Origin of the sequence: Actimicrobium sp. GrIS 1.19, from assembly GCF_035984655.1 — a bacterium.
Lineage (GTDB): Bacteria > Pseudomonadota > Gammaproteobacteria > Burkholderiales > Burkholderiaceae_D > Actimicrobium.
The window spans coordinates 39,097-60,418 of the sequence record NZ_JAXCHT010000023.1; the positions used below are offsets into that span (position 1 = coordinate 39,097).

Sequence of the window (21,322 nt, forward strand, 5' to 3'; positions counted from 1 at the left end):
ATGCAATTGCCCGCCACCGAGCAGTTGCTGATCGCCGGTGGCGACGAGCGCATCATCCCCGACCCGGTCTCGGGCCTGACCCGCTATGGCTGCGGCAACCGGCCTGATCCGGCCGTGCTGGCGTTCGGCTCGTCGACTGCATCGACGATTTCCGAGGCCGGCTTTGCCGCTGCTGATACCTTGCGCACGCAATGCCAGGGCCTGCTGCGCGAGCAAGCCGCTCCAGCGGTGTATGCGCGCCAGACCGCGCAGGTGCGCAGCGCCTTGCGCGACATCTTCGGGCTGGCTGATCAGATTGACATTGTGCTGGCAGCCTCCGGCACCGACCTGCATCTGCTGGCCGGCCAGTGGCTCAGCCCCGACTGCGTGGTGATGATCGCCCCCACCGAAACCGGCAGTGGCGTCCCGGCGGCGCTGGGCGGCAAGCACTTTTGTCATCGCGCCGCGTATCAGGATCAGGTCACGCCGGGTGTCGGCCTGGGCCGTTTGCACGCACGCATCCTGGCGCTACCGGCGCGCACCCGCAGCGGCGTCTGCATCGCCGCGGCTGCGTTCGACCAGGCCTGCGTCAGCCACGTTACCCAGGCCATCGCGGCGGGACAGTCGGTCCTGCTGGTACTCACCGATGTCAGCAAGACCGGCTTGTTGCTGCCGGGCGTGGACACCGTGCTGGCGCTCCAGGCGCGCTGGCCGGATCGGCTCACGGTGCTGGTCGATGCCTGCCAGTGCCGGCTCGCGGCCAGTACCGTGCGCGACTATCTGGCGCACGGCTTTCTGGTGGCACTGACCGGCTCCAAGTTCATGTCCGGTCCGACCTTCTGCGGCGCCTTGCTGATCCCGCCTGAACTCGGACAGCGCTATCGTGCCGTGCAATTCGCGCCGGAAGTCGGCATCTATTCCTGTGCGGCGGACTGGCCGCCCGACTGGTCCTGCGGACAGGCGCTGCCGACCGACAGCAACTTCGGGCTGGCGTTGCGCTGGCAGGCGGCGCTGGTGGGCATGCGCCGCTTTTACGCGCTGCCTGAGCCGCAGGTCACCCGCTTCCTGCAGCGCTTTGGCGCCGCCGTCCGTGATTTTATTGCCGCGCAGCCCTGCTTCGAAGCGGTCGAGGTGGCGGCGCTCACGCGCGGCATCATCGGCGCGGCCGGCTGGGACTGCGAGCAAACCATCTTCCCGTTCCTGCTGCGCACGCCCGCGCCGCTGCAGCGCAGTCAAACCTTCGACCTGTATCAGGATCTGCTCAAGCCGGCGCAGGATGGCCAGCGCATGCATCTTGGCCAGCCGGTCTACTGCGGCGAGCGCGATGGCGAGCCCGTCAATGCCCTGCGCCTGTGCATGAGCGCGCGCCTGATCGTCGCGGCCTGCGCCGACGGTTGCGCCGACGCCATCATCGCCGATGCGCTGGCGGTGCTGGAGGCGGTGCGACAACGCATTGGCCATCTCATCGACAGCCGTTCAACGAGCGCGGCCGACAACTAAATTGTCGGCCGCGATTGAAAACCAGACTCGTCTTGATCAATGCCTGCAGCATTCCCGTGGCGGGCGACCGGAACCGCCTGAGCGCAGGCGCCTCACTGGCCGGTCAGATAGCGGTCGATGATTTTGTCGATCTCGCCATTGGCCTTCATGGTGTTGAGTACCGCATTAAGCTTCGCAATAAAATCCGCCTTGAATGGCGGCGCGTTCATGGCGCTGTAGCCGATGTAGGTGTTTTCGTAAGAAAGCTCGGTTGCCATTTGCAGCGTGCGCTCGTCGGCGCCGAGTTCGTCGCCTAATTGTCGGGCTGAAAACAACGCTGCGACACGGTCGCTCGCGTAACAGTCGATGCGGTGCAGGGCCATTTTCTTCAAATTGGCATTGTTGTCCTTGGCCGGCTCCAGCTTGACGATGCCATGACTGGCGGCTTGCGCCAGCCGGTTTGAAAGCAGAAACCCGGCGTTAATCCCGATCGTCAGCCCTGCGAAGTCTTCGGGGAAGTTCTTTCTGGGCGTATGCATCACCTGGCGATTGCAGAAGACGACGACCGATTCGCGAAGAATGGCAGTCGAGTACTGGTCGATATAGCTGCGTTCGCGTTTCAGGCCAGGGGGAAACAGGCCGAATGCGGTCCCGTTTTCCAGCAACGCAAGTCCGCGCTTCCAGGGTACCGGGGCCAATTCCAGCCGATACTCGGGACTCAGCCTGGTCGCCGCCAATCGCAGGATATCAACATCAATCCCGACAAATCGCTGGTTCTCGATGTAGCTGTAGGGCGGATAGTTTTCGTCACCGTACAGCACCACCGGCTGGGAAGCATGCGCTACAGGGAGCGCCATGTGCAGCCAGACCATGCTTTGCAGCAGCCATCGGATCAGTCGAATTTGCATCATTTTACAGTGAGCCCCGCTGAGCAAGATGTGCAATTAGACCACCATTCTCCCCGACATGACCGGGACAACAGCGTGTCAAGGCGAAACGGTATTTTTATCTGTTGTGTAAGAGCACTTTACCCTTCTCAAGCAGGTCCGCTGCAATTTTTTTCAGCGGCAGGATTTCCCGGGCGGCGAGCGTGGTTGCCAGGTGTCTGATCTCTCGCCGCGACAGCGGCGCTCCTGGCGCGCCGAGACGCCAACCAGACGGGTCGGTGAAGTTGCCTGTGGATTTTTTTGGAAGGATAGCCCGTTCAGCAAGCCGTTTTCCGCTCGCTGGAAGGCTTGCTAAAACCCCGCCGGGGGCGAATATCCGCGTAATATTTTTGCTGCAACGATGGCCCGTCCCAGTGGATATTTCATTCGATCACGCAAGATATCGACGCCAGCCGGCGTCGGGTTAATGTTCAAGCGGCGCAGCACACTGTTGGCGACATGCACGTAATTGGAACGCCGCGTCACATTCGAATAGAAGGTGACACTGAGCGAAATCGACAATGCATTCCCTGGCGCTTCGTCGTCTTCGGAAAACGTCATGTGCGGCGTCGTACTGGGCATATAGGCGCCATCGCCTGCGCGGCAGGAATAGTGCAAACTCCGGTTTCTGAATGACTCCTTCAACCGGATTTTTTCCAGTGACCGGTAGGCGATGAACGACTCGAGCTCCGGCGCAGCGACGACCTCGCGGTCCATTCTGTCCCACAGATGCATCGATTTCTGGCCCCGGATCTGCAGCCAGAAATTACTCTCGCGATCAATGTGAAACGGCGTCAACGACGGTGGTGCAGAAATGAAAACATGCCCTTGCACCGAGATGATTTTTTCGCTGGGATTGATCATCGGCAGGGCCGTCCCGATCGCCATCCATAACAATCGCCGGTATTCGGGGTCGTCCTGGATGTCGTACAGCGCAATCCAGGACCCGGGCGTCTGGATTTCGTCAAACACCTGGTCGATGCGGCGACCATTCGGATCGGCCGAGTGATGGTCGAACGCGGATGTCGCGGTCAGGCGTTGCTTGACAAACCGGCAGTGCTTCGTGTCCTCGAAGGATTTTGCCAGACGCCGCAGGGAGCGCAATTCCATCAGCGGGTGGTGCTGGAAGTTGTGTGTCAGGCGGCAAATTCTGGACGGGCTAAAGGTCTCGCCGGACGTTGCTTCGATGCGAAATTCATTCTGGACAGGAAATTGTGCATTCAATTTTGTCTCCGCTACGTGGCGCAGTTCTGCCACGTGATTGTTCACGCTCGTTGCAGCGCCGGACGGCAGCGATCGTGCCCGGAACCCGCCCCCGCTTGCTGCATTACCGCGCGCAGACAAAGCCGTGCTTTTCGGCGCCAGCGGTGTTGTCATTTACTTAACTCATTGTTGGTTATAGCAGAACGAATTCCAATGCAAAGGCCTGCCCGCGCCAAAATTCAGGGATTGTTTGACGACGGCCAAGTGGGTTCTGGATCAGGCCGAGAGTACGTGCCGATTTGCTGCGGCGTGACGCCATGAGGCGGGGAATCTTGCGTGTGACGTGGCGCAAAACGCCGTGGAGGACTGCAGGTTCAGCCGCCGGCAGCCTGGTCGAGCGGCGCTGCGCTGGAAGCAATCTGCTGATACCAGCGGAAATTGCCGCGACCGTTTTTCTTGACCATGTACATCGCCGCATCGGCATTGTTGAGCAACTGGCTGCCGGTGCCACCGTCGTCCGGATAGCGGCCGATGCCGATGCTGCAGCTTAAATGGAATTCATGGCCTTCGATCGAGAACGGGCTGGAGAAGGCATCGATGAGTTGCAGCCCAATGCGTTCGATATCCTGCGGCGTACTGTCGCCCTCGATCATCACCGTAAATTCATCGCCACTCAGACGTGCCACCGTATCGCCCTGCCGCACCGTCGCCCGCATCCTGCGCGCCGCCAGTCGCAGCGTCTCATCGCCGACCGCATGGCCAAACCGGTCATTGACGTCCTTGAACTGATCAAGGTCGATGAACATCAGGAACATGCTGCGCCCGGTGTGGCGTGCGCGCTCAATTGCTTCCTCCAGCAACTGCAGGAACATCGGCCGGTTCGGCAACTGGGTGAGCGGATCGTTGTGCGCCAGAAAATTCAGATGCTGCTGCCGGTCTTTCAGTTCGCCGACCTGGGCGCTGAGTTTGTCGCTCATGTCAACGAAGCTGCGCGCCAGGTCGCCGATTTCGTCGCTGCGCCCGGTCGGCAACGCCGGCAGCGGCTGGCCGGGTTCGAACTGGCTGATCGCCGTCGCCATCGCATTGAGCCGGCGCGTCAGTACGAACGACAAGGTGAACGAAAAACAGATCGCCGCCAGGCTGCAGAGCACGGTGATCTGAACGATGGTCAGCCCGAGCGCGGCGCTATCGTGCAGCACGGCCTCCAGCGGCGTGATCAGGCCGAGCGTGACGAAGCGATTCTGGTCCTGCGCCCCGAACGGCACCTTGACGAAAGCGCCGGCATACGGCATGTCAGAGGCTTTGAGGCGCAGGTTGGTCAGTACCAGCGCGGCTTTCTTTTGTTCCAGAATCTGCATGATCTCCGGCGCGTCATTCTGGATCAGGTAGCGCCGGCCGCGATCGAACCCGAAGGTTTTTGAGCCATCCGGATGAATCAGGTAATCGCCATTCGCGTTGGTCATGATCACGCCGATATCGCGCGGGATGTTGCTGCGAATCCGGTTGAACATCAGGTTCAGATTGACGTCGATAATCACGATCCCGGCCGCCGGGCCCTGGCTGCCGTAAACCGGCGTGGCGATGCGCAAGGTCGGCACACTGACATCGCGTCCGTTGATGCCGTCGCCGTTGAGGTTGATCTTCGAAAAATAAAAGGCGCCGGGCGGCAGCCTGAGCGCCTCGAAGACGTACGGGAAATGTCCTTTTTCCAGCAGGTTTTCGGCGTCGGCGACGCCGATGTCATTGCCCGACCGGTCGATGCGCACCAGCTCGCGGCCGTATTCCTGCGCCCCGATCAGTCGCACCTTCAGGTAATCGGAATGGCCGCTGAGCATGCTGGCGAAGGTCTGTTCCAGCATGGTCCGGTTCGCTGCGCGCTCGGCCTCATTTCCTTGGGCGGCAACCAGGTGCCGCGCCTGAGGCAGCGCCGCCAGTACTGCCAGATCATTGGTGATCGGGGCCAGCGAATCGGTGAAGCGCTGTCCCAGCACCTGCGTTGCCGTCAACAATTTGTCTTCCGACGCCGAGATCAGGATCGCGCGGCTTTTCGAGTAGGCATAGAAACCCGTCAGCGCGGAGGAAAACACGCCGAACAGAACGAGCCAGATGGCCAGCTTGAGGCCAATGCGCATGGTGGGCACGATCAGTATTTCCGCATCGCGTCGCCGGACAGAATCCGTGACCAGAGTCGCTGGCGCTGCGCATAATCTTCCGGCGGCTGCAGCCAGACCAGGGTATCGCTGGCGCTGCCGGCGGTGGCGGGCGTCACGGTATTGGACAGGCCGTGGCGCGTCGAGAGGATGGCGCTGACTTCGGGTTGCAGGCTGAAATCGATCCATTGCGCCGCCAGTGCCGGTGAGCGCGAGCGGCTGCTGATGACCCAGCAGTCAAGCCAGGCCAACGCACCTGCAGCCGGCACCACATAGCCGACATCGGCGCCGGCGGCACGCAGCGCCTCAAGCTGCTGGCTGCCATAGTTGGCGAACACCAGCGCCACCTCATGGCGCATGAACAGCTGGACGGCTTCGTCGGGCGAACTGTAGAAACCCAGCACGTTGCGGCGCAGATTAACCAGCCGCTGGCTGGACGCGCGCAACTCGGCATCGGACTGGTTGAACGGATGCGTGCTGCCGCCGACCAGCGCGGCCAATGAAAAATTGTGGGTACTGCCGTTATACGCAAGCACCCGTCCACGCCAGGCCGGGTCCCACATCGCATCGAACGAAGTGGGCGCCGTTTTGACCAGCTTGCGGTTGTAGATCAAGCCCATTTCGGCATAGGCATAGGGAATGCCGTACAGGCGCTTGCCGCGCATCAGTCCGGGAATCGCCGCCGGATTGCGAAAACGCGGCATCTGGTTGCTTTGGCCGGGGATGTCGGACACCCCCAGCGGCGCGCTCAGTCCCTTGTCAATGTATCGCTGCAATTCCGCAGTATTGACCGCATACACGTCATAGTCGCCGCCGCCGTTTCTGTTCATACGCAGCCACAGCTCGTCGTCCGTGTCGACATAATTGACCTCGGCGCGTGCACCGCTCTTCTTTTCAAAGGCGGCAACCACGTCCGGGTCGGCGTAACCGGGCCACGCCAGTATGCGCAATACGGCACCGTCGGCGCGGCAGGTATTGAGCATGGCGAACAGCAACAGGAAACCAACCGCCCGGCGGCACACCGCAGCATGGTCAAAACATTTCAAAGAAAGTACAAAAGGCATCGGGCGGGGTCCTGGCGGGGCGGTGTTCGTCAGCACGATCGGGCCTGGATCGTGCTCATGGCATGCTTTTAGGATAGTTGCAAAGTAGAACTCGCCACCTTTTTTTCGTCAAGTTACTAGCGGTACGAAATGCATGATTCTTTCGGTCACCCGGCGCCGAGGCCGGCAAACCATCGCGCCAATCACGCTGCGGGCACGCGCCCTGCCGTAAAGCTGTCATACTGTGCCCCTTCCCGATCCGCCCGACGCCGCCTGCCCCTGCGGTCGCCTGCCCCATGAATTCGCCAAAAAACCTGTTTTCGTATCCCGCACATCGCCCCTTCAATGGCAAGCCTGCGCCGTTTCTGCCCATGTCGCGCGCCGAAATGGAGGCACTCGGCTGGGATTCGTGCGACGTAATCCTGGTGACCGGCGACGCTTACATCGACCATCCGAGCTTTGGCATGGCACTCATTGGCCGCTTGCTGGAAGCGCAGGGATTCCGGGTCGGCATCATTGCCCAGCCAGACTGGTTGTCGGTCGACGCCTTTCGCACGCTGGGCAAACCGAATCTGTATTTCGGCGTCACCGCCGGCAACATGGATTCGATGGTCAACCGCTACACGGCCGACCGCAAGATTCGTTCCGATGACGCTTATACCCCCAACGCCGAGCCCAACAAGCGCCCCGACCGGGCACTGGTGGTGTACGCCCAGCGCGCCCGTGAAGCCTATCCCGACGCCAATGTCGTGATTGGCAGCATCGAAGCCAGCCTGCGCCGCATCGCCCATTACGACTACTGGTCGGATAAGGTGCGCCGTTCGGTGCTGCCGGATTCGAAGGCCGACATCCTGTTGTTCGGCAATGCCGAACGGGCGCTGGTCGAGCTGACGCACCGCGTCGCCGCCGGTGAGTCGATCAAGGAGATTCGCGATCTGCGCGGCACCGCCTTCATGGTCCCGCGCGGCTGGCTGCCCGGCGAAGATTGGGCCGAAGCCAATTCGACCCGGGTCGATACGCCCGGCCGGGTCGAGGTGCACGCCGATCCGTATGAAATGAAAACCAAGGAGCCAAGCAGCTGCGGCACCGGCGACGCCACCGCCGCGCCGGTCGTGGTGGAAAAGCCGATCCTGATCCTCAGCCGCGAAGAGCGCCAGGCCGCGCAACGCGAGCAACGCAACAAGACGGTGATCCGCATTCCCGGCTACGAACAGGTCAAGGACGATCCGGTGCTGTATGCCCATGCCTCGCGCGTGCTGCATCTCGAATCCAATCCCGGCAATGCCCGTGCCCTGGTGCAGGCGCATGGCGAACGCGATGTCTGGCTCAATCCGCCGCCGTTGCCGCTGGCCATGGACGAGATGGACGGCGTCTACGACATGAACTATGCGCGCGCCCCGCACCCGAGCTACGGCAAGGCCAAGATCCCGGCCTGGGACATGATCCGGTTTTCGGTCAACATCATGCGTGGCTGCTTTGGCGGCTGCACCTTCTGCTCGATCACCGAGCACGAGGGCCGCATCATCCAGAGCCGCTCGGAGCCGTCGATCCTGCGCGAGATCGAACTGATCCGCGACAAGACCAAGGGCTTCACCGGCACCATCTCCGATCTGGGCGGCCCGACCGCCAACATGTACCGGCTGGCCTGCAAGGAAAAAACCATCGAGGAGTCGTGCCGTCGCTTGTCGTGCGTGTATCCGACCATCTGCTCGAACCTCGGCACCGACCACAGCAAGCTGATCAGCCTGTACCGCAAGGCGCGCGCGATTCCCGGCGTGAAGAAAATCCTGATCAGCTCGGGCCTGCGTTACGACCTCGCGGTGCGGTCACCGGAATACGTCAAGGAACTGGTCACGCATCACGTCGGCGGCCTGCTGAAAATCGCGCCGGAGCATTCCGAGGAAGGTCCGCTGTCGAAGATGATGAAGCCGGGCATGGGCGCCTACGACCGCTTCAAGGAACTGTTCGACAAGTACTCGAAAGAAGCCGGCAAGGAGCAATACCTGATTCCGTATTTCATCGCGGCGCACCCCGGCACCACCGATGAAGACATGCTCAATCTGGCGCTGTGGCTGAAGAAGAATAATTTCCGGCTGGATCAGGTGCAAACCTTCATGCCGACGCCGATGGCAATGGCCACGACGATGTACCACTCGCGCAAGAATCCGTTGCGCAAGGTCGGGGCCGATTCGGAAGCAGTCGAGACGCCGCGCAGCGGCAAGGTGCGCAAACTGCACAAGGCTTTCTTGCGCTATCACGATCCGGACAACTGGGAAATCATTCGCGAAGCGCTGCAGCGCATGGGCCGTTCCGACTTGATCGGCAGTGGCGAACGCCATCTGGTGCCGCGTCATGCGGCGCCCACGCCGGGCCTGATTGCACTGGAGCGCCGGCGCGAAACACCGAGCCCGGAAAAGCTGGCGAAGAAATTCGGCCAGAACAAGCCGCGCGCGGGGGCTGCTGTGATTCGTACGCCACCGCGTCCAGCCAGTCCGGCGCGCAAAACGACACCGGTGGCGGTCCGCAGCGGCCGCAAATAGTCAGAAGGCTTCGTAGCCCAGCAGATAACGCCACTGCCCGACCGGCAGTGACGCCATCGAGATCCGGCCAATCCGAATGCGCTTCATGCTCACCACCTGCAAGCCGACCTGCTCGCACAGGTGCGCGATCATGCCGCGCTGCGGCGCTTTCAACGCAAAGCGCAGGCGGTGTTCGCTCTGCCAGCTGACCTTGATCGCTGGCATCGGTTTGCCGTTCCACTTCAAGCCTTCCTGCAACAGCGCCAATCCATCCGGCGCCAGCGTGCCACGGACTTCGACCACGAATTCCTGTTCAATCCGGCTGCCGTCATCCACCAGTTTGCGCACCACGCGCCAATCCTGGGTCAGCACCAGCAAGCCGCTGGCGCTGTCCTCGAGCGGATTGGTCAGGGTCAGATTGCGCGCATGGCGGCGCAGGAAGCGATGGCCGGAACGGTCACCCGGCGCTTTCGTTGCTTCGGCAATCCAGTGCATTTCGGGATCGAGCGCTTCGGCGGTGACCATGCCGGCCGGCTTGTGCAGCAGCAGCGTAACCGGCTCGATCGGCGTGAGCACGGCATTCGGCACCAGCTCGACCACCTGCGCCTGCGTGACGCGCGCACCGGATTCCTCGGTCAGCACACCATCGACCAGAATCCAGCCACCTTCGATATATTGTTCGGCTTCCGAGCGCGAGCAGCCCAGTTGTTCAGCCACACGTTTGGCCAGCCGGATCGTTTCTGTCATGGGGAGTGTGTAAAAAAAGAATGAATGGGTGTAAGGAAGCAGCGGTTGATGCGACAAACCGCCGACACCGCGCCATTGTACCGGCGCAGGCGTCGCAAATTCGGTTTCCCTTCCTGTTCGTCGGCTACACTGGCAGAGAGGTTCCGGCGCACACCATCCAATGAGGCTCTATGGCACATGCAACTACCCTGACTTACCGGCACCGGCTGCCGGTGCGCCTGATGCACTGGATTAATGTGCTCTGCCTGACGATTCTGTTCATGAGCGGACTGCACATTTTCAATGCCCACCCGGCCTTGAACTGGGGCGCGTCGTCCTATACCGGCAATGATCCGGTGCTGGAAATCAGCGCCGAAGAAGTTGAGGGAGGTGTTGCCGGCAAGCCGACCTATCGCGGTGTGCTGACCGTATTCGGCCATGAGTTCGACACCACCGGTGTGCTCGGGGCACGCATCAATTCCGCCGGCCGGCTCGACACCCATGCCTTTCCATCGTGGATCACGATCCCGGGTCCGTATTCGCTGGCCGATGCGCGCAGCTGGCATTTCTTCTTTGCGTGGCTGTTCGTCATCAACGGCCTGGTGTATTTGCTGTACTCATTCATCAGCGGCCACGTCAAACGCGATCTCGCGCCGACTGTGCCGGAACTGCGCAACATCGGCGCATCGATCAAGGAACACGTCCAGTTCAAGCATCCGACCGGGGTGGCCGCGACGCGATACAACGTGCTGCAAAAGCTGACCTACCTGATCGTCATTTTCATCCTGCTGCCGCTGATCATCCTGATGGGCATGGCGATGTCGCCCGGGCTCGATGCGCTGCTGACCGGCTGGGTCGACCTGTTCGGCGGCCGGCAATCGGCGCGCACCATCCATTTTGTGGTGGCGTGGCTGCTGGTAGCATTCGTGCTGATCCACGTTTTCGAGGTCATCATCAGCGGTCTGTTCAATCACATGCGCTCGATGATTACCGGCTACTTCCGCGTTACCCCCGATCCGACCCCTGGAGAAAAGCGATGAGCTGGCAACCCACCAAACGACAATTTTTGCGCCGTTCCCTGGCAGGCGCCGGTGCACTGGTACTGGCCGGCTGCGACCGGCTGGGGCAAACCACCTGGTTCCCGAAGCTACTGGCCACCGGCGAAACCCTGAGCAACACCGCCCATCGGGCGCTGCTGTCGCGCAAGGCGATGGCGCAGGAGTTTTCCGAAGCCGATCTGTCGCCGGATTTCCGCAGCAATGGCACCGCCAATCCGAACAGCGCGCAGTATCAGGCGATGGTCAAGAACGGCTTTGCCGACTGGACGCTCAAGGTCGACGGGCTGGTCGAGAAACCCGTCCAGCTGACCATGGCGCAACTGCAAGCGATGCCGCAGCGCACCCAGATCACGCGCCACGATTGCGTCGAAGGCTGGAGCGCAATCGGCAAGTGGAGCGGCGTGCCGCTGCATGAGATCCTGAAGATGGTGCAGCCCAAGCCGAGCGCGAAGTTCGTGGTGTTCCATTGCGCCGATCCGATGGAAGCCGACGGCACCGTGCCGTACTACGAAAGCATCGATCTCGACGACGCTTACCATCCGCAGACCATTCTGGCGCACGCGCTGAACGGCAACACGCTGCCGGTCGCCAATGGTGCGCCGTTGCGCCTGCGGGTTGAACGCCAACTGGGGTACAAGCAGGCCAAGTACTTGATGCGGATCGAATTGGTGGAGCGGTATGACCAGATCGCCGGTGGCAAGGGCGGTTACTGGGAGGACGTTGCGGGGTATCAGTGGTACGCAGGGATTTGATGTGCGCCGCGATGCAGGTGCCTGCTCGAAGTGGGCAGCGTAGCGCACGCGTTGCGCATGCCTGTGCGCTGGCGCACAGTCGGGAGCCGGGCGAGTAACTACGCTGCTTCTCTCGAGGTGGCCGATGCAGCATGATCGGCCACCGTTCCACGCTGGAGCCAGCCATGATCAGGAATAATCCAGGCCCCGCCAGGACCGCACTCGTGGCCCGCCGCGCGTACGCAGGATCGCCACAAGTTCAGCGCACCGAAGGATCGCCTGTGCGCCTGATGTGTCAGCCCGGCACCAGCCCGGTCGTGCATTCGTGGCCGGATGGCGCTGCGCATCCATGAAACCAGAGCAGGTTCCCGACTCTACTGCCGCACGACCGATTGCCGAGACCGATCCGGCAGCCATCGCTGCACCAATTCCAGCACCAATCCCTGATCCATCGCCAGCGGGCAAGCCCGGGCAATCATTTTTGCGCACCCACCTGTGGCAGGGCCTGGCCGCGCTGCTCGTGGTCGTGGTCGCCGGCGGCCTGCTGCTGCGCTGGTGGATGGGCCCGCAGGTGAGCACCGAATCGGTGCTACGGCGCGACTTCGTGCAAACCGTCGTGGCCAGCGGCCATGTCGAGGCGCCGCACCGGCTGGACGTTGGCGTGCAGATCACCGGCGCGGTGGTGCGCGTTCCGGTTACCGAAGGCCAGGCCGTCAAGGCGGGTGATTTGCTGGTGGAACTGGAGGCAGCTGAACTGAGCGCAAGCAGCCGTCAGGCCGAGGGCGCGGTGGTGCAGGCGCAGGCGAAATTGCGCCAGCTGCAGGAGGTGCAAGGTCCGGTTGCCGCGCAGACTTTGGGCCGCGCACAGGCCACGCTGGCGAGTGCCCGCGCGGCATTGGCGCGCGACCAGGAATTATTCAGCCGCGGCTTCATCGGCCTGGCGGCGCTGGAGGATGCGCGCAAGACCGTGCAACTGGCCGACGCCGATGTCCGTGCAGCCCAGATGCAACTCGACACGACCGCATCCAGCGGAAGTGACCGGGCGCTGGCGCTGGCCAACGTGGCTGGCGCCCAGGCCAGTGCACAAGCGGCGCGCGCGCGCGCCGGCTACACGACGATCAAGGCGCCAGTGGCCGGCACGCTGATCGCCCGTAACGTCGAGGTCGGTGACGTGGTTCAGCCGGGCAAGGTGCTGATGACGCTCTCGCCCGAAGGCGCGACGCAGCTGGTGGTTGCAATCGACGAAAAAAATCTCGCGTTGCTGGCGCTGGGGCAACCTGCGCTGGTCTCTGCCGACGCCTACCCGAGCCAGCGTTTTACCGCCACGCTGGCTTACATCAATCCTGGCGTGAATGCGACCACGGGCGCAGTCGAAGTCAAGCTCGACGTCGCGGCGCCGCCGGCAGTACTCAAGCAGGACATGACTGTATCGGTCGACATTGAGGTGGCGCGGCGGGCACGGGCCTTGATCGTGCCGCTGTCGGCGGTACACGACGCCGAGACCACACCCTGGGTGTTGCGCCTGGAAGGCCGGCATGCGATGCGCCGGCCAGTCCGGCTCGGGCTGCGCAGCGGTGGACTGGCCGAAGTACTGGGCGGGCTGTCCGAGGGCGATGCGGTGCTGTCGACGTCGGCCCCGGTCAAAGCCGGGGCACGGGTGCGCGCCACACCGATGAACGCAACGGTTGCCGCGCCTGCGGCGTCGGCGCCGAAGTAAGCCGGCAAAGGCCAATCCATGTTCAAAACCTGGCTACCGTTCGAATGGATCGTGGCGCTGCGCTTCCTGCGCGAGGGACGCCTGCAAACCATCTTCATCGTCGTCGGCGTGGCCCTGGGCGTGGCGGTGATTGTATTCATGTCGGCGTTGATGACCGGCCTGCAGATGAATTTCATCGCCCGTGTTCTTTCGGCGCAGGGGCACATCCAGCTGTTGCCGCCAAAGGAAGTGACGCGACCGCTGCGGCTGGGTGTGCATGCCCGCCCCGGCGAAATGGAAGCGGCCATCGTGCAGGCGCCATTGCAGCGGCTGAAATCCATCGACCAGTGGCAAGCCGTGGCCGAGCAGATCCGCGCCATGCCCGAGGTACTGGTGGTGTCGCCCATGGCAGGCGGCTCGGCGCTGGTCGTACGCGGCATCGCCAGTCGCGCCATTACCGTGGCCGGCATCGAGCCGGCGCTGTACTATCGCGTTGTCACCTTGCCCACCAAGATCACGAGCGGCAAAGCCGCACTCAGCGGCAGTGACATCCTGATCGGCACCGAACTGGCCAGCGATCTGGGCGTGACTGTGGGCGACAAACTGCGACTGACCACGGCGAACTCGGCGGCTGCGGGGGGCGATACCACCTTGACCATCGCCGGTATTTTCGACCTCGGCAACAAGGGCGCCAACCAGCGCAGCACCTTCGTCGCGTTGCGCACCGCGCAAAGCCTGCTGGGCTTGCCCGGCGGCGTCACCAGCCTTGATGTGACGGTGCGCGATGTGTACGCCGCCGAACTGGTGGCACAGCGCATCACCGCCGCTACCGGCGTCGAAGCCGACAGCTGGATCAAGACCAATGCCGAACTGTTCACCGCCATCGCAGCACAGAGCACCTCCAACAATGCAATCCGTTTCTTCGTCGGCCTGTCGGTGGCGTTCGGTATCGCCAGCGTGCTGGCCGTGGTGGTGGTGCAGAAGTCGCGCGAGATCGGCATCCTGCGCGCGATGGGTATCTCGCAGGGCCAGGTGATGCGTGTATTCCTGTTGCAAGGCGGCTTGCTGGCGCTGGCCGGCTCGGTGGTCGGCAGCGCGCTGGGCGCCGGCGTGCTGACCATGTGGCATCGCTCGGTGCGCACCGCCGACGGCACGCCCCTGTTCACGCTGGTACTGGAGCCGTCGCTGTTCCTGTCGGTGCTGGCCGTGGCCACGCTGACCGGGCTGCTCGCCGCGTTGGCCCCGGCACGACGCGCCGCGCGGCTCGATCCGGTGGTGGCGATTCGTGGCTGACGCCCTCGCCCATCCGGCTGTGGTGCAATTGCGCGGCGTGCGCAAGGCCTATAACGTCGGCGAAGCGTTCGAGACCGAGGTGCTGCACGGCATTGACCTGACGGTGCGGCATGGCGAATTCTGCGCCGTGGTCGGCCCGTCCGGATCGGGCAAAAGCACCCTGCTCAACATTATCGGTCTGCTGGATCGGCCCACCTCGGGCACGGTCGAGGTCTGCGGCGCGCAAACCACGACGCTCCATGACCGCGCGCTCACGCAACTGCGTGGTCACAACATTGGCTTCGTGTTCCAGTACCACCATTTGATCACCGCCTTCACCGCGCTGGAAAACGTCATGATGCCGATGCTGGGCGCGGAGGAATTCGCCAGCGCGGCCATGCGTTCGCGTGCCGAGGGCTTGATCGACAGCGTCGGTCTCACGCACTGGAAGGACAATGGCGCCGGCAAGCTCAGTGGCGGTCAGCAACAGCGCGTGGCTATCGCCCGGGCGTTGGTCATGGGCCCTGCGCTGCTGCTGGCCGACGAGCCGACCGGTAACCTTGATACGAAAAGCGCTGACGAAGTGTTTGCGCTGTTGCGACGCTTTAATGAGGAGCATGGCACGACGGTATTGTTCGTCACGCATAATGTGGCGATGTCGGAGCGCTGCGACCGGATCATCGAAGTGATCGACGGTCGCGTCACGGCTTGAGCGGAGCTTGATGCCGCTCAACAGCGGGTGATTAGTGCGCAGGCGCCATTACCCTCGGGCTTACGACAACGCAGGTTTCGAATTTTCCAGCGGATGGATGACCGGATGCGCTCGCGCTTCCGCCAGTTCGCAGGTTTCATGTAGCGGACAATTTTCCACGCACTGCGTACCATGCAGCCTGTTTGCGTCGAGAAGCAGGCCGCAGTTTGACCTTGCATCAGGAAATTGTTTCTTGAACGCGCCGACGTCCGGCGGGTTTTCCATGAGCCACGCCCGAGCCATGGCAATGCGTTCGATGCACGGAAGCAGGAACAGGTGCACACCGACCCATGTCATGTGATTTTCAGCGACTGCCATGCCGCCTCCGTGTTTGTTCGCAAGGACGCCATAGTAATGCAGCCGGATAGCAGGGACACAGCCACTAAGTGTTCTGGCGCACATATCCGTGTCATATTTTACCCGCCTGCCAACCATGCCGTTCACGCAGGCCTTGTCCCCAGCGAATGCCGCGCACATTGCTGCGCAGTCGCGCTCGGGCCGGTGTTCCATGGGTGGCCAGGAGCGGTCCGGTGTCGCGTTGACGCGCGCCGCCGCAGGGCCTAGTCTGATTCAACACACCTCGGTCCGATCACGCGAACACTGTCGGATCGGGGTGATTCTGGCGGTGGCAGATGCCGCTGTTTCACTCTCCGGGAGACACGACATGACCAGCAAGAACACGATCTGCTTGTGGTACGACGGTGGCGCCGTTGACGCCGCAAACTTTTACGCCAACACCTTTCCCGACAGCGCTGTCAGCCCTGTCTACCGGGCCCCGGGCGACTATCCCGACGGCAAGCAAGGCGACATCCTCACGGTTGAGTTCACGGTCGCGGGCGTCGCCTGCATTGGACTCAACGGCGACCCGCACTTCAAGCACAACGAGTCTTTCTCCTTTCAAATCGCCACCGATGACCAGACGGAAACCGACCGGTTGTGGAACGCCATCGTCGGCAATGGCGGTCAGGAAAGCGAATGCGGCTGGTGCAAGGACCGCTGGGGCTTGTCCTGGCAAATCACGCCGCGCGCACTGATCGCGGCCATCTCCGACCCGGATCGGGCGGCGGCCAGGCGCGCCTTCGACGCGATGATGACCATGAAAAAAATTGACATTGCGACGATCGAGGCGGCGCGCAGGGGCTGAGCTTTCGCGCAGCCAAAGGTAAAGACGGCGTCCATCCGTGTTCGTTGCGACGAACGCACTGTTTGCGTTGTGTTTGTTGCCATTCGATGCCCGTATATTGGTGGGGAGCAGCCGATTCCGGTCCATTTGCTCGTCAGTTGTCATCCATCACTCCAGGAGTTCTCATGAAAAATGTTTTCTCTGTCTCCAATGCCGTCATGCTGCTGATCGACCATCAGGTGGGAACCATCAAGCTGGCGATCAGCACGCCCTATGACGAAATCGTGCGCAATACACGTGCCCTCGCCCGCACTGCCGTTGAAACCGGCATGCCACTGGTGCTTACCTCCAGCCAGGAAGAGCATTTTCAAGGCTTGCTGCTGGCTGACCTGCAAACCATTGCGCCGCGCGCCTATGCCGAGCGGGTCAAACGCCCGGGCGTGGTCGATTGTTGGCTATATGGGCCCTTCAAGGAGGCGGTGGTGGCCACCGGCCGCAAGAAGCTCATCATGTCCGGACTGACCAATGACGTCTGCATTGTGTATCCCGCCATCAGCGCACTCGAGGATGGATATGAGGTGCAGGTGGTGGTCGATGCCGCTGGCTCACCGACCACTGCAGCCGACGAAACCGCGCTGCGTCGCATGGAAAGCGCCGGCGTCACGCTAACCTCAACCAACCAGGTCATGGCGGAACTGGCCATGGATTGGGCAAGCCCAACCGGGTCGACAATCCAGACGATCATGTATCAGGAAGTTCTGAAGCGCTTGGTCGAGGCCTGATGCGATGCCAGGCCCGGGCGCCAAGGTGGCGCCCGCGTTCCGGTTTTGCGTCGCGCCCCTGCGCTACCACAATGCATCCGCCGCACCATTCATGGGCCGGGAAGCCAGGTGTGCGTTCAACCGGCACGCCACGCCGCTTGCTGGAAACGGCAGGACGTTGCGAGTCATCGCCGCCGTGTTGAAAACGTAAAGGAGAAACCAGTGACATCGAATGTTGAAGCAGTCACGGCCATCGAGGCCGTCCAGCGCGGCCCGGGCTTGCGCATTGCCCAGCTACACGAGGCAACGCTGGGCGCGTCGCTGGATCCATTTCTGATGTGCGACTGCTTCTGGATGGCGCAACCTTTTTTCCCACCGCATCCGCATGCCGGCATCTCCGCCGTGACTTACATGTTGCCGGAATCCGAGGGCGGCTTCGTCAATCGCGACAGCCTTGGCAACCGCAACCTGATCCAGCCCGGCGCGTTGCACTGGACCGAAGCCGCCGCTGGCATGATGCATGAAGAAACCCCCATTGCGTCTGGCGTGACGTGTCAGGGATTGCAGATTTTCGTCAACTTGCCATCCGGCTTGAAGCTGGCCGAACCCCGCACCTATCACCTGGAACCGGACGCAGTTCCGGCGCGTGATTTCGCCGGCGCGCAGGTACGCGTGTTGGCAGGCAAATTCGATGACTCCCACGCTGGCGTGATGCCACGAACCGACTGCGCACTCTGGGATGTCACGTTGCAAGCCAATTCCACCGTGACGCTGCCGTTACCCGACCATTGGCATGCATTTGGCATCCTGACCAAGGGCAGCCTGGCGGGCTTTTCGGCCACGGGTCTCGCAGCAGTGCGGTTTGCTGCGGATGCCCGTCAGTTGGTCCTTGCAACATCCACTGAACACGCCCGACTGGTTATTTTTTCCGGCAAGCCATTGAATGAGCCGCTGGCGTTTGGCGGCCCGTTCGTCATGAATACCACCGAGCAGCTCCAGGCTGCCAAGCGACGATTTGTGGCGGGCGAAATGGGGCACCTGGAGGCGTCGTTCTAATCCTTGCCGCTTCGTGCGCCAACCGGCGTGGCACTGACCCGCGAACAATTCAGCCGACCCGGCAGACACGTTAACCGCTGAACCGGTCTGCCATCAGTGCGCCGCCATACCCAATGGCACTGGCTGCCGCAGAGACGATGACGCCCCAGCTGATGTCGACCAGACTCAGCGTGCCGGTCCAGCCTTTCAGTGTCGCCAGATTGCTCAGGTCATAGGTCGCGTAGGCAACCAGGCCCAGCAAGCCACCCAGCAGCAGCGCGCGAGTCCATTGACCCGCCTGCATCCCCGGGCTGACGCAAAATACAACGAGCCCGGCCACGTACAGCGCGTAAAACAGCAATGCCGGCAGCAGATTGGGTTTTTCCAGCAGCAGCGCGCCAATTTGCGCCTGATAAAATTTCGGCGCCACCAACGTCAGCCAGGCAAAGTCGAGTGCGCAGAAGGCGATGGCGGTCGCCGCGTAAGCCAGGACATACTTGAGCATGCAGCCCTCCAAAGGGTCAGGATTAGCAGGAACGTCGGCGTACCGGGGTCAGCGGGAAATCGGCAACGAACCGAAAAAAAACCAAAAAAAACCGGCGGAATTCGCGATGGCGTGACAAGCGAGTGTCGAACAAAAGCATAAAAAAATCGACCTCGAAAGGTTCGTACGAAATCGAACATACCCTCAGCCATGCCAAGCGCGGTTGCGTTGCCGGTTGGCCCACGCTGTGCGACCGCGGTGGTCACTTCGGGCGCGGCCGTTTCAGTCCCGCATCCGGCGGCGTCAACGCGCCCTGCCGCAACTTGCCGACGGCAACCGCCACGGCCCGCGCTACATTGCGCACCTCTTCCTGCATCGCCGTGTCACGATCGAGCACGGCATGGCTTTCGGCATACGATGCGTAATAGCCGATGTAGCGGTCCAGTCGGGACATGACGCCAGCGTCGATCAGGCCCATCCAGTCGAGCCAATCGGACAAGCCGCGCCGCACGCCTTCAATCCCGGCGACATCGCCGTGTACCACCAGGCCGTAGGCGCGGCCGGCCAGATGCTTTGGATACGACCAGCCTGCCAGTTCCACCTCCTTGGCTTGTTCGGCGTTCTTGCCGCTGGTCGTGGTGGGATCGGGATTGCCGCCATCGGCGCAGACCAGGCGGTCGATCATCAGTTTCAGAACCGCCGGCGACTGGTACCAATACACCGGAGAAAGGATGATGACGCCGTGCGCCGAGACCCATTTTTCATAAATCTCGGCCATCCAGTCGTTGGTTTGTCGCTGCCCGTGATTCGGATAGCAGCTGCACGGCCAGTGGCACAGCGGCATCGCTGTCGAGGCGCAGCCCTTGCAGGGATGGATATGCTTGTCGTAGCTGGAGATCAACAAGCTCAGGTCGAGCAAATCGACGTCGATGCCAGCGGCTTCCAGCACCTCTTGCGCCATCACGGTCAAGCGCCATGTCTTGGAGATCTCGCCGGGACAGCTGCCATCGTTGCGTGCCGATGCGCAGATCAACAGCACGCGTGAGCGGGTGCCGGGGTCCTTCTGCACTTTTTCGGCGGCGAGCAAGGCGTTGCGGGTGGCTTTCCATTCCACCGACATGGCGTAGTCGGGGTCGGCAAACTCCGGCCCAGCCGGTGCTTGCAACGGCGCTTTGTGTCCGTCCTTGTAGTTGTGCCACGCGATCTCTTCGATCCTTGCGATCTGCGCGGCGACCTGGTCGAATGTGGGATCGAGGAAGGACTTGCGAAATTCCAGCTTGAATTCGTCGCGATCAAGGGGCGGCGGGGCTTGTCCGGTGCGTGGTGCGGTCATGGCGTCTCCTTGGTGGTCGACGACGAGTATCGACGCAAGGAGTGGGTATGTATGTGTGACAGGGCACAGATCGCCCCAGCCATCGACCTCGTCGCGCCGGGGTTGCGCTGCGATCTGGAGTGCCTGACAAAAAGTCCCGGGTCGGGTCAATTCATGGCGTGCCCAAGTCCCTGCCCTTCACAAACGCGCCAACACCTCATGCCATGAGCACGCCGCATCCAGCGCCAGCGGCGCGCTGCTGCGGCGCTGGCTGCCGGCTGTCATCGGCAGACAGGGTCCGCGCGGCGACGCTTACGCCGGGGTGTCAAATGTGCCGGGGCTGTTCGGCGTGGCGCGCCACTCGGGGGCACGCACTTGCGTCGCATCAGCCAGCCCCTGCCGCACACCGGCGGCGTCGAGGTCCTGCAGATAGCCGGGCGAGCCGGGCTGCTGGCGCCACGACTGCGCGATGGTGCCGGCGTCGACCGCATCAAATCCGATCTCTTCGACCAGCCGCATGACGATCGCCTTCGCCTGCGCATCGTCGCCGGCGACAGCCAGTGCCACCCTGCCCTTGGACGTACCCGGTTTGGCCTTGATCGGCAGTTGCTCGGCATAGATGCTGTTGAACACCTTGATGACCGGACGCCCAAGGCGTTGCGCGACCCAGGCGCTTTCGCTCATTCCCGCCTCGAGCTCGGGGATCAGGCCGTCACGCTGCTGCGGATAGTAATTGCTGGTGTCGATGACGATCTGGTGCGCCGGTGCATCGCGGAACAGGTCTTTCGGCAGCTCGGGCACGCGTACCATTGGCACGGCGACGACCAGAATCTCGCGGCCCTCCACTACCTGCGCAAGCCGCGTCGCACGCGCGCCAGTCTCCAGGGCCAGATCCGCGAGCGATGCCGGGCCACGCGAGTTGGCCACGGCGACGTCGTGCCCGGCCTTGGTGAACAATCGCGTCAGTGCCGCGCCGATATTGCCGGATCCAATGATGCCGATGTTTGCCATGATGCCATTCCTTGTGTGCTGACCCGAAGGCCGAAGACAGGATAGTATTGCCATCGTCTTCAG

At 62.4% G+C, this 21,322-nt stretch carries 19 protein-coding genes; 10 read left to right on the top strand and 9 right to left on the bottom strand.

The features are described 5' to 3' along the window. Complete coding sequence (locus RCH09_RS15465; protein ID WP_326942025.1) at positions 1–1,479, top strand: hypothetical protein; 1,479 nt, start codon at positions 1–3, stop codon at positions 1,477–1,479. A gap of 92 nt (positions 1,480–1,571) precedes the next feature. Here the strand turns inward: RCH09_RS15465 and RCH09_RS15470 are convergent, their stop codons facing one another. The 4 genes from RCH09_RS15470 to RCH09_RS15485 all read right to left on the bottom strand — a co-directional run bounded on the left by RCH09_RS15470 (position 1,572) and on the right by RCH09_RS15485 (position 6,801). Then, positions 1,572–2,315: a substrate-binding periplasmic protein gene (locus RCH09_RS15470; RefSeq protein WP_326942026.1), complete on the bottom strand. Its 744-nt coding sequence runs from the start codon at positions 2,313–2,315 to the stop codon at positions 1,572–1,574. A gap of 381 nt (positions 2,316–2,696) precedes the next feature. Next, positions 2,697–3,608: a hypothetical protein gene (locus tag RCH09_RS15475; RefSeq protein WP_326942027.1), complete on the bottom strand. Its 912-nt coding sequence runs from the start codon at positions 3,606–3,608 to the stop codon at positions 2,697–2,699. A gap of 353 nt (positions 3,609–3,961) precedes the next feature. Next, positions 3,962–5,719 carry a diguanylate cyclase domain-containing protein gene (locus RCH09_RS15480; RefSeq protein WP_326942028.1) on the bottom strand — a complete coding sequence of 586 codons (1,758 nt, stop codon included), beginning with the start codon at positions 5,717–5,719 and terminating at the stop codon, positions 3,962–3,964. Between the two features lie 11 nt (positions 5,720–5,730). After that, the gene (locus tag RCH09_RS15485) at positions 5,731–6,801 is read right to left on the bottom strand and encodes an extracellular solute-binding protein (protein ID WP_326942029.1); all 1,071 of its coding nucleotides are present in this window, start codon (positions 6,799–6,801) and stop codon (positions 5,731–5,733) included. 275 nt (positions 6,802–7,076) lie between these two features. On the opposite strand from RCH09_RS15485, the gene RCH09_RS15490 reads away from it, so the two are divergent. Beyond that, positions 7,077–9,320, top strand: a complete 2,244-nt coding sequence (locus tag RCH09_RS15490) for a YgiQ family radical SAM protein (protein WP_442785046.1) — start codon at positions 7,077–7,079, stop codon at positions 9,318–9,320. On the opposite strand, the gene RCH09_RS15495 is transcribed toward RCH09_RS15490, so the two are convergent. Further along, entirely contained in the window at positions 9,321–10,046 is a 726-nt protein-coding gene (locus tag RCH09_RS15495) for an rRNA pseudouridine synthase (protein ID WP_326942030.1), read from the bottom strand. A 170-nt stretch (positions 10,047–10,216) separates the two neighbouring features. On the opposite strand from RCH09_RS15495, the gene RCH09_RS15500 reads away from it, so the two are divergent. The 5 genes from RCH09_RS15500 to RCH09_RS15520 all read left to right on the top strand — a co-directional run bounded on the left by RCH09_RS15500 (position 10,217) and on the right by RCH09_RS15520 (position 15,494). Continuing rightward, positions 10,217–11,065 (top strand): cytochrome b/b6 domain-containing protein, encoded by an 849-nt coding sequence (locus RCH09_RS15500; protein WP_326942031.1) that lies wholly within the window; start codon positions 10,217–10,219, stop codon positions 11,063–11,065. Beyond that, positions 11,062–11,835: a molybdopterin-binding protein gene (locus RCH09_RS15505; protein WP_326942032.1), complete on the top strand. Its 774-nt coding sequence runs from the start codon at positions 11,062–11,064 to the stop codon at positions 11,833–11,835. The genes RCH09_RS15500 and RCH09_RS15505 overlap by 4 nt, the downstream gene beginning before the upstream one ends. Positions 11,836–12,163: 328 nt before the next feature. Next, complete coding sequence (locus RCH09_RS15510) at positions 12,164–13,531, top strand: efflux RND transporter periplasmic adaptor subunit (RefSeq protein WP_326942033.1); 1,368 nt, start codon at positions 12,164–12,166, stop codon at positions 13,529–13,531. An 18-nt stretch (positions 13,532–13,549) separates the two neighbouring features. Next, positions 13,550–14,803, top strand: a complete 1,254-nt coding sequence (locus tag RCH09_RS15515) for an ABC transporter permease (protein ID WP_326942034.1) — start codon at positions 13,550–13,552, stop codon at positions 14,801–14,803. Next, a complete protein-coding gene (locus RCH09_RS15520) occupies positions 14,796–15,494 on the top strand; it encodes an ABC transporter ATP-binding protein (protein WP_326942035.1) in 699 nt (232 codons plus the stop codon). The genes RCH09_RS15515 and RCH09_RS15520 overlap by 8 nt, the downstream gene beginning before the upstream one ends. A gap of 60 nt (positions 15,495–15,554) precedes the next feature. On the opposite strand, the gene RCH09_RS15525 is transcribed toward RCH09_RS15520, so the two are convergent. Then, complete coding sequence (locus RCH09_RS15525) at positions 15,555–15,851, bottom strand: hypothetical protein (protein ID WP_326942036.1); 297 nt, start codon at positions 15,849–15,851, stop codon at positions 15,555–15,557. Between the two features lie 346 nt (positions 15,852–16,197). Between RCH09_RS15525 and RCH09_RS15530 the strand changes: the two genes are divergently transcribed. The 3 genes from RCH09_RS15530 (at position 16,198) to RCH09_RS15540 (ending at position 18,473) form a co-directional block, all read left to right on the top strand. Next, positions 16,198–16,677 (top strand): VOC family protein, encoded by a 480-nt coding sequence (locus RCH09_RS15530; RefSeq protein ID WP_326942049.1) that lies wholly within the window; start codon positions 16,198–16,200, stop codon positions 16,675–16,677. Positions 16,678–16,841: 164 nt separating this feature from the next. Further along, a complete protein-coding gene (locus tag RCH09_RS15535) occupies positions 16,842–17,438 on the top strand; it encodes an isochorismatase family protein (protein WP_326942037.1) in 597 nt (198 codons plus the stop codon). A 201-nt stretch (positions 17,439–17,639) separates the two neighbouring features. After that, positions 17,640–18,473 carry a pirin family protein gene (locus RCH09_RS15540; RefSeq protein WP_326942038.1) on the top strand — a complete coding sequence of 278 codons (834 nt, stop codon included), beginning with the start codon at positions 17,640–17,642 and terminating at the stop codon, positions 18,471–18,473. A 70-nt stretch (positions 18,474–18,543) separates the two neighbouring features. On the opposite strand, the gene RCH09_RS15545 is transcribed toward RCH09_RS15540, so the two are convergent. From RCH09_RS15545 to RCH09_RS15555, 3 genes are all read right to left on the bottom strand, one after another. Then, a complete protein-coding gene (locus RCH09_RS15545; RefSeq protein ID WP_326942039.1) occupies positions 18,544–18,957 on the bottom strand; it encodes a DUF2177 family protein in 414 nt (137 codons plus the stop codon). Between the two features lie 241 nt (positions 18,958–19,198). Further along, the gene (locus tag RCH09_RS15550) at positions 19,199–20,269 is read right to left on the bottom strand and encodes a flavodoxin family protein (protein ID WP_326942040.1); all 1,071 of its coding nucleotides are present in this window, start codon (positions 20,267–20,269) and stop codon (positions 19,199–19,201) included. Positions 20,270–20,560: 291 nt separating this feature from the next. Beyond that, positions 20,561–21,259: an NADPH-dependent F420 reductase gene (locus RCH09_RS15555; RefSeq protein ID WP_326942041.1), complete on the bottom strand. Its 699-nt coding sequence runs from the start codon at positions 21,257–21,259 to the stop codon at positions 20,561–20,563. Between the last annotated feature and the right edge of the window lie 63 nt (positions 21,260–21,322).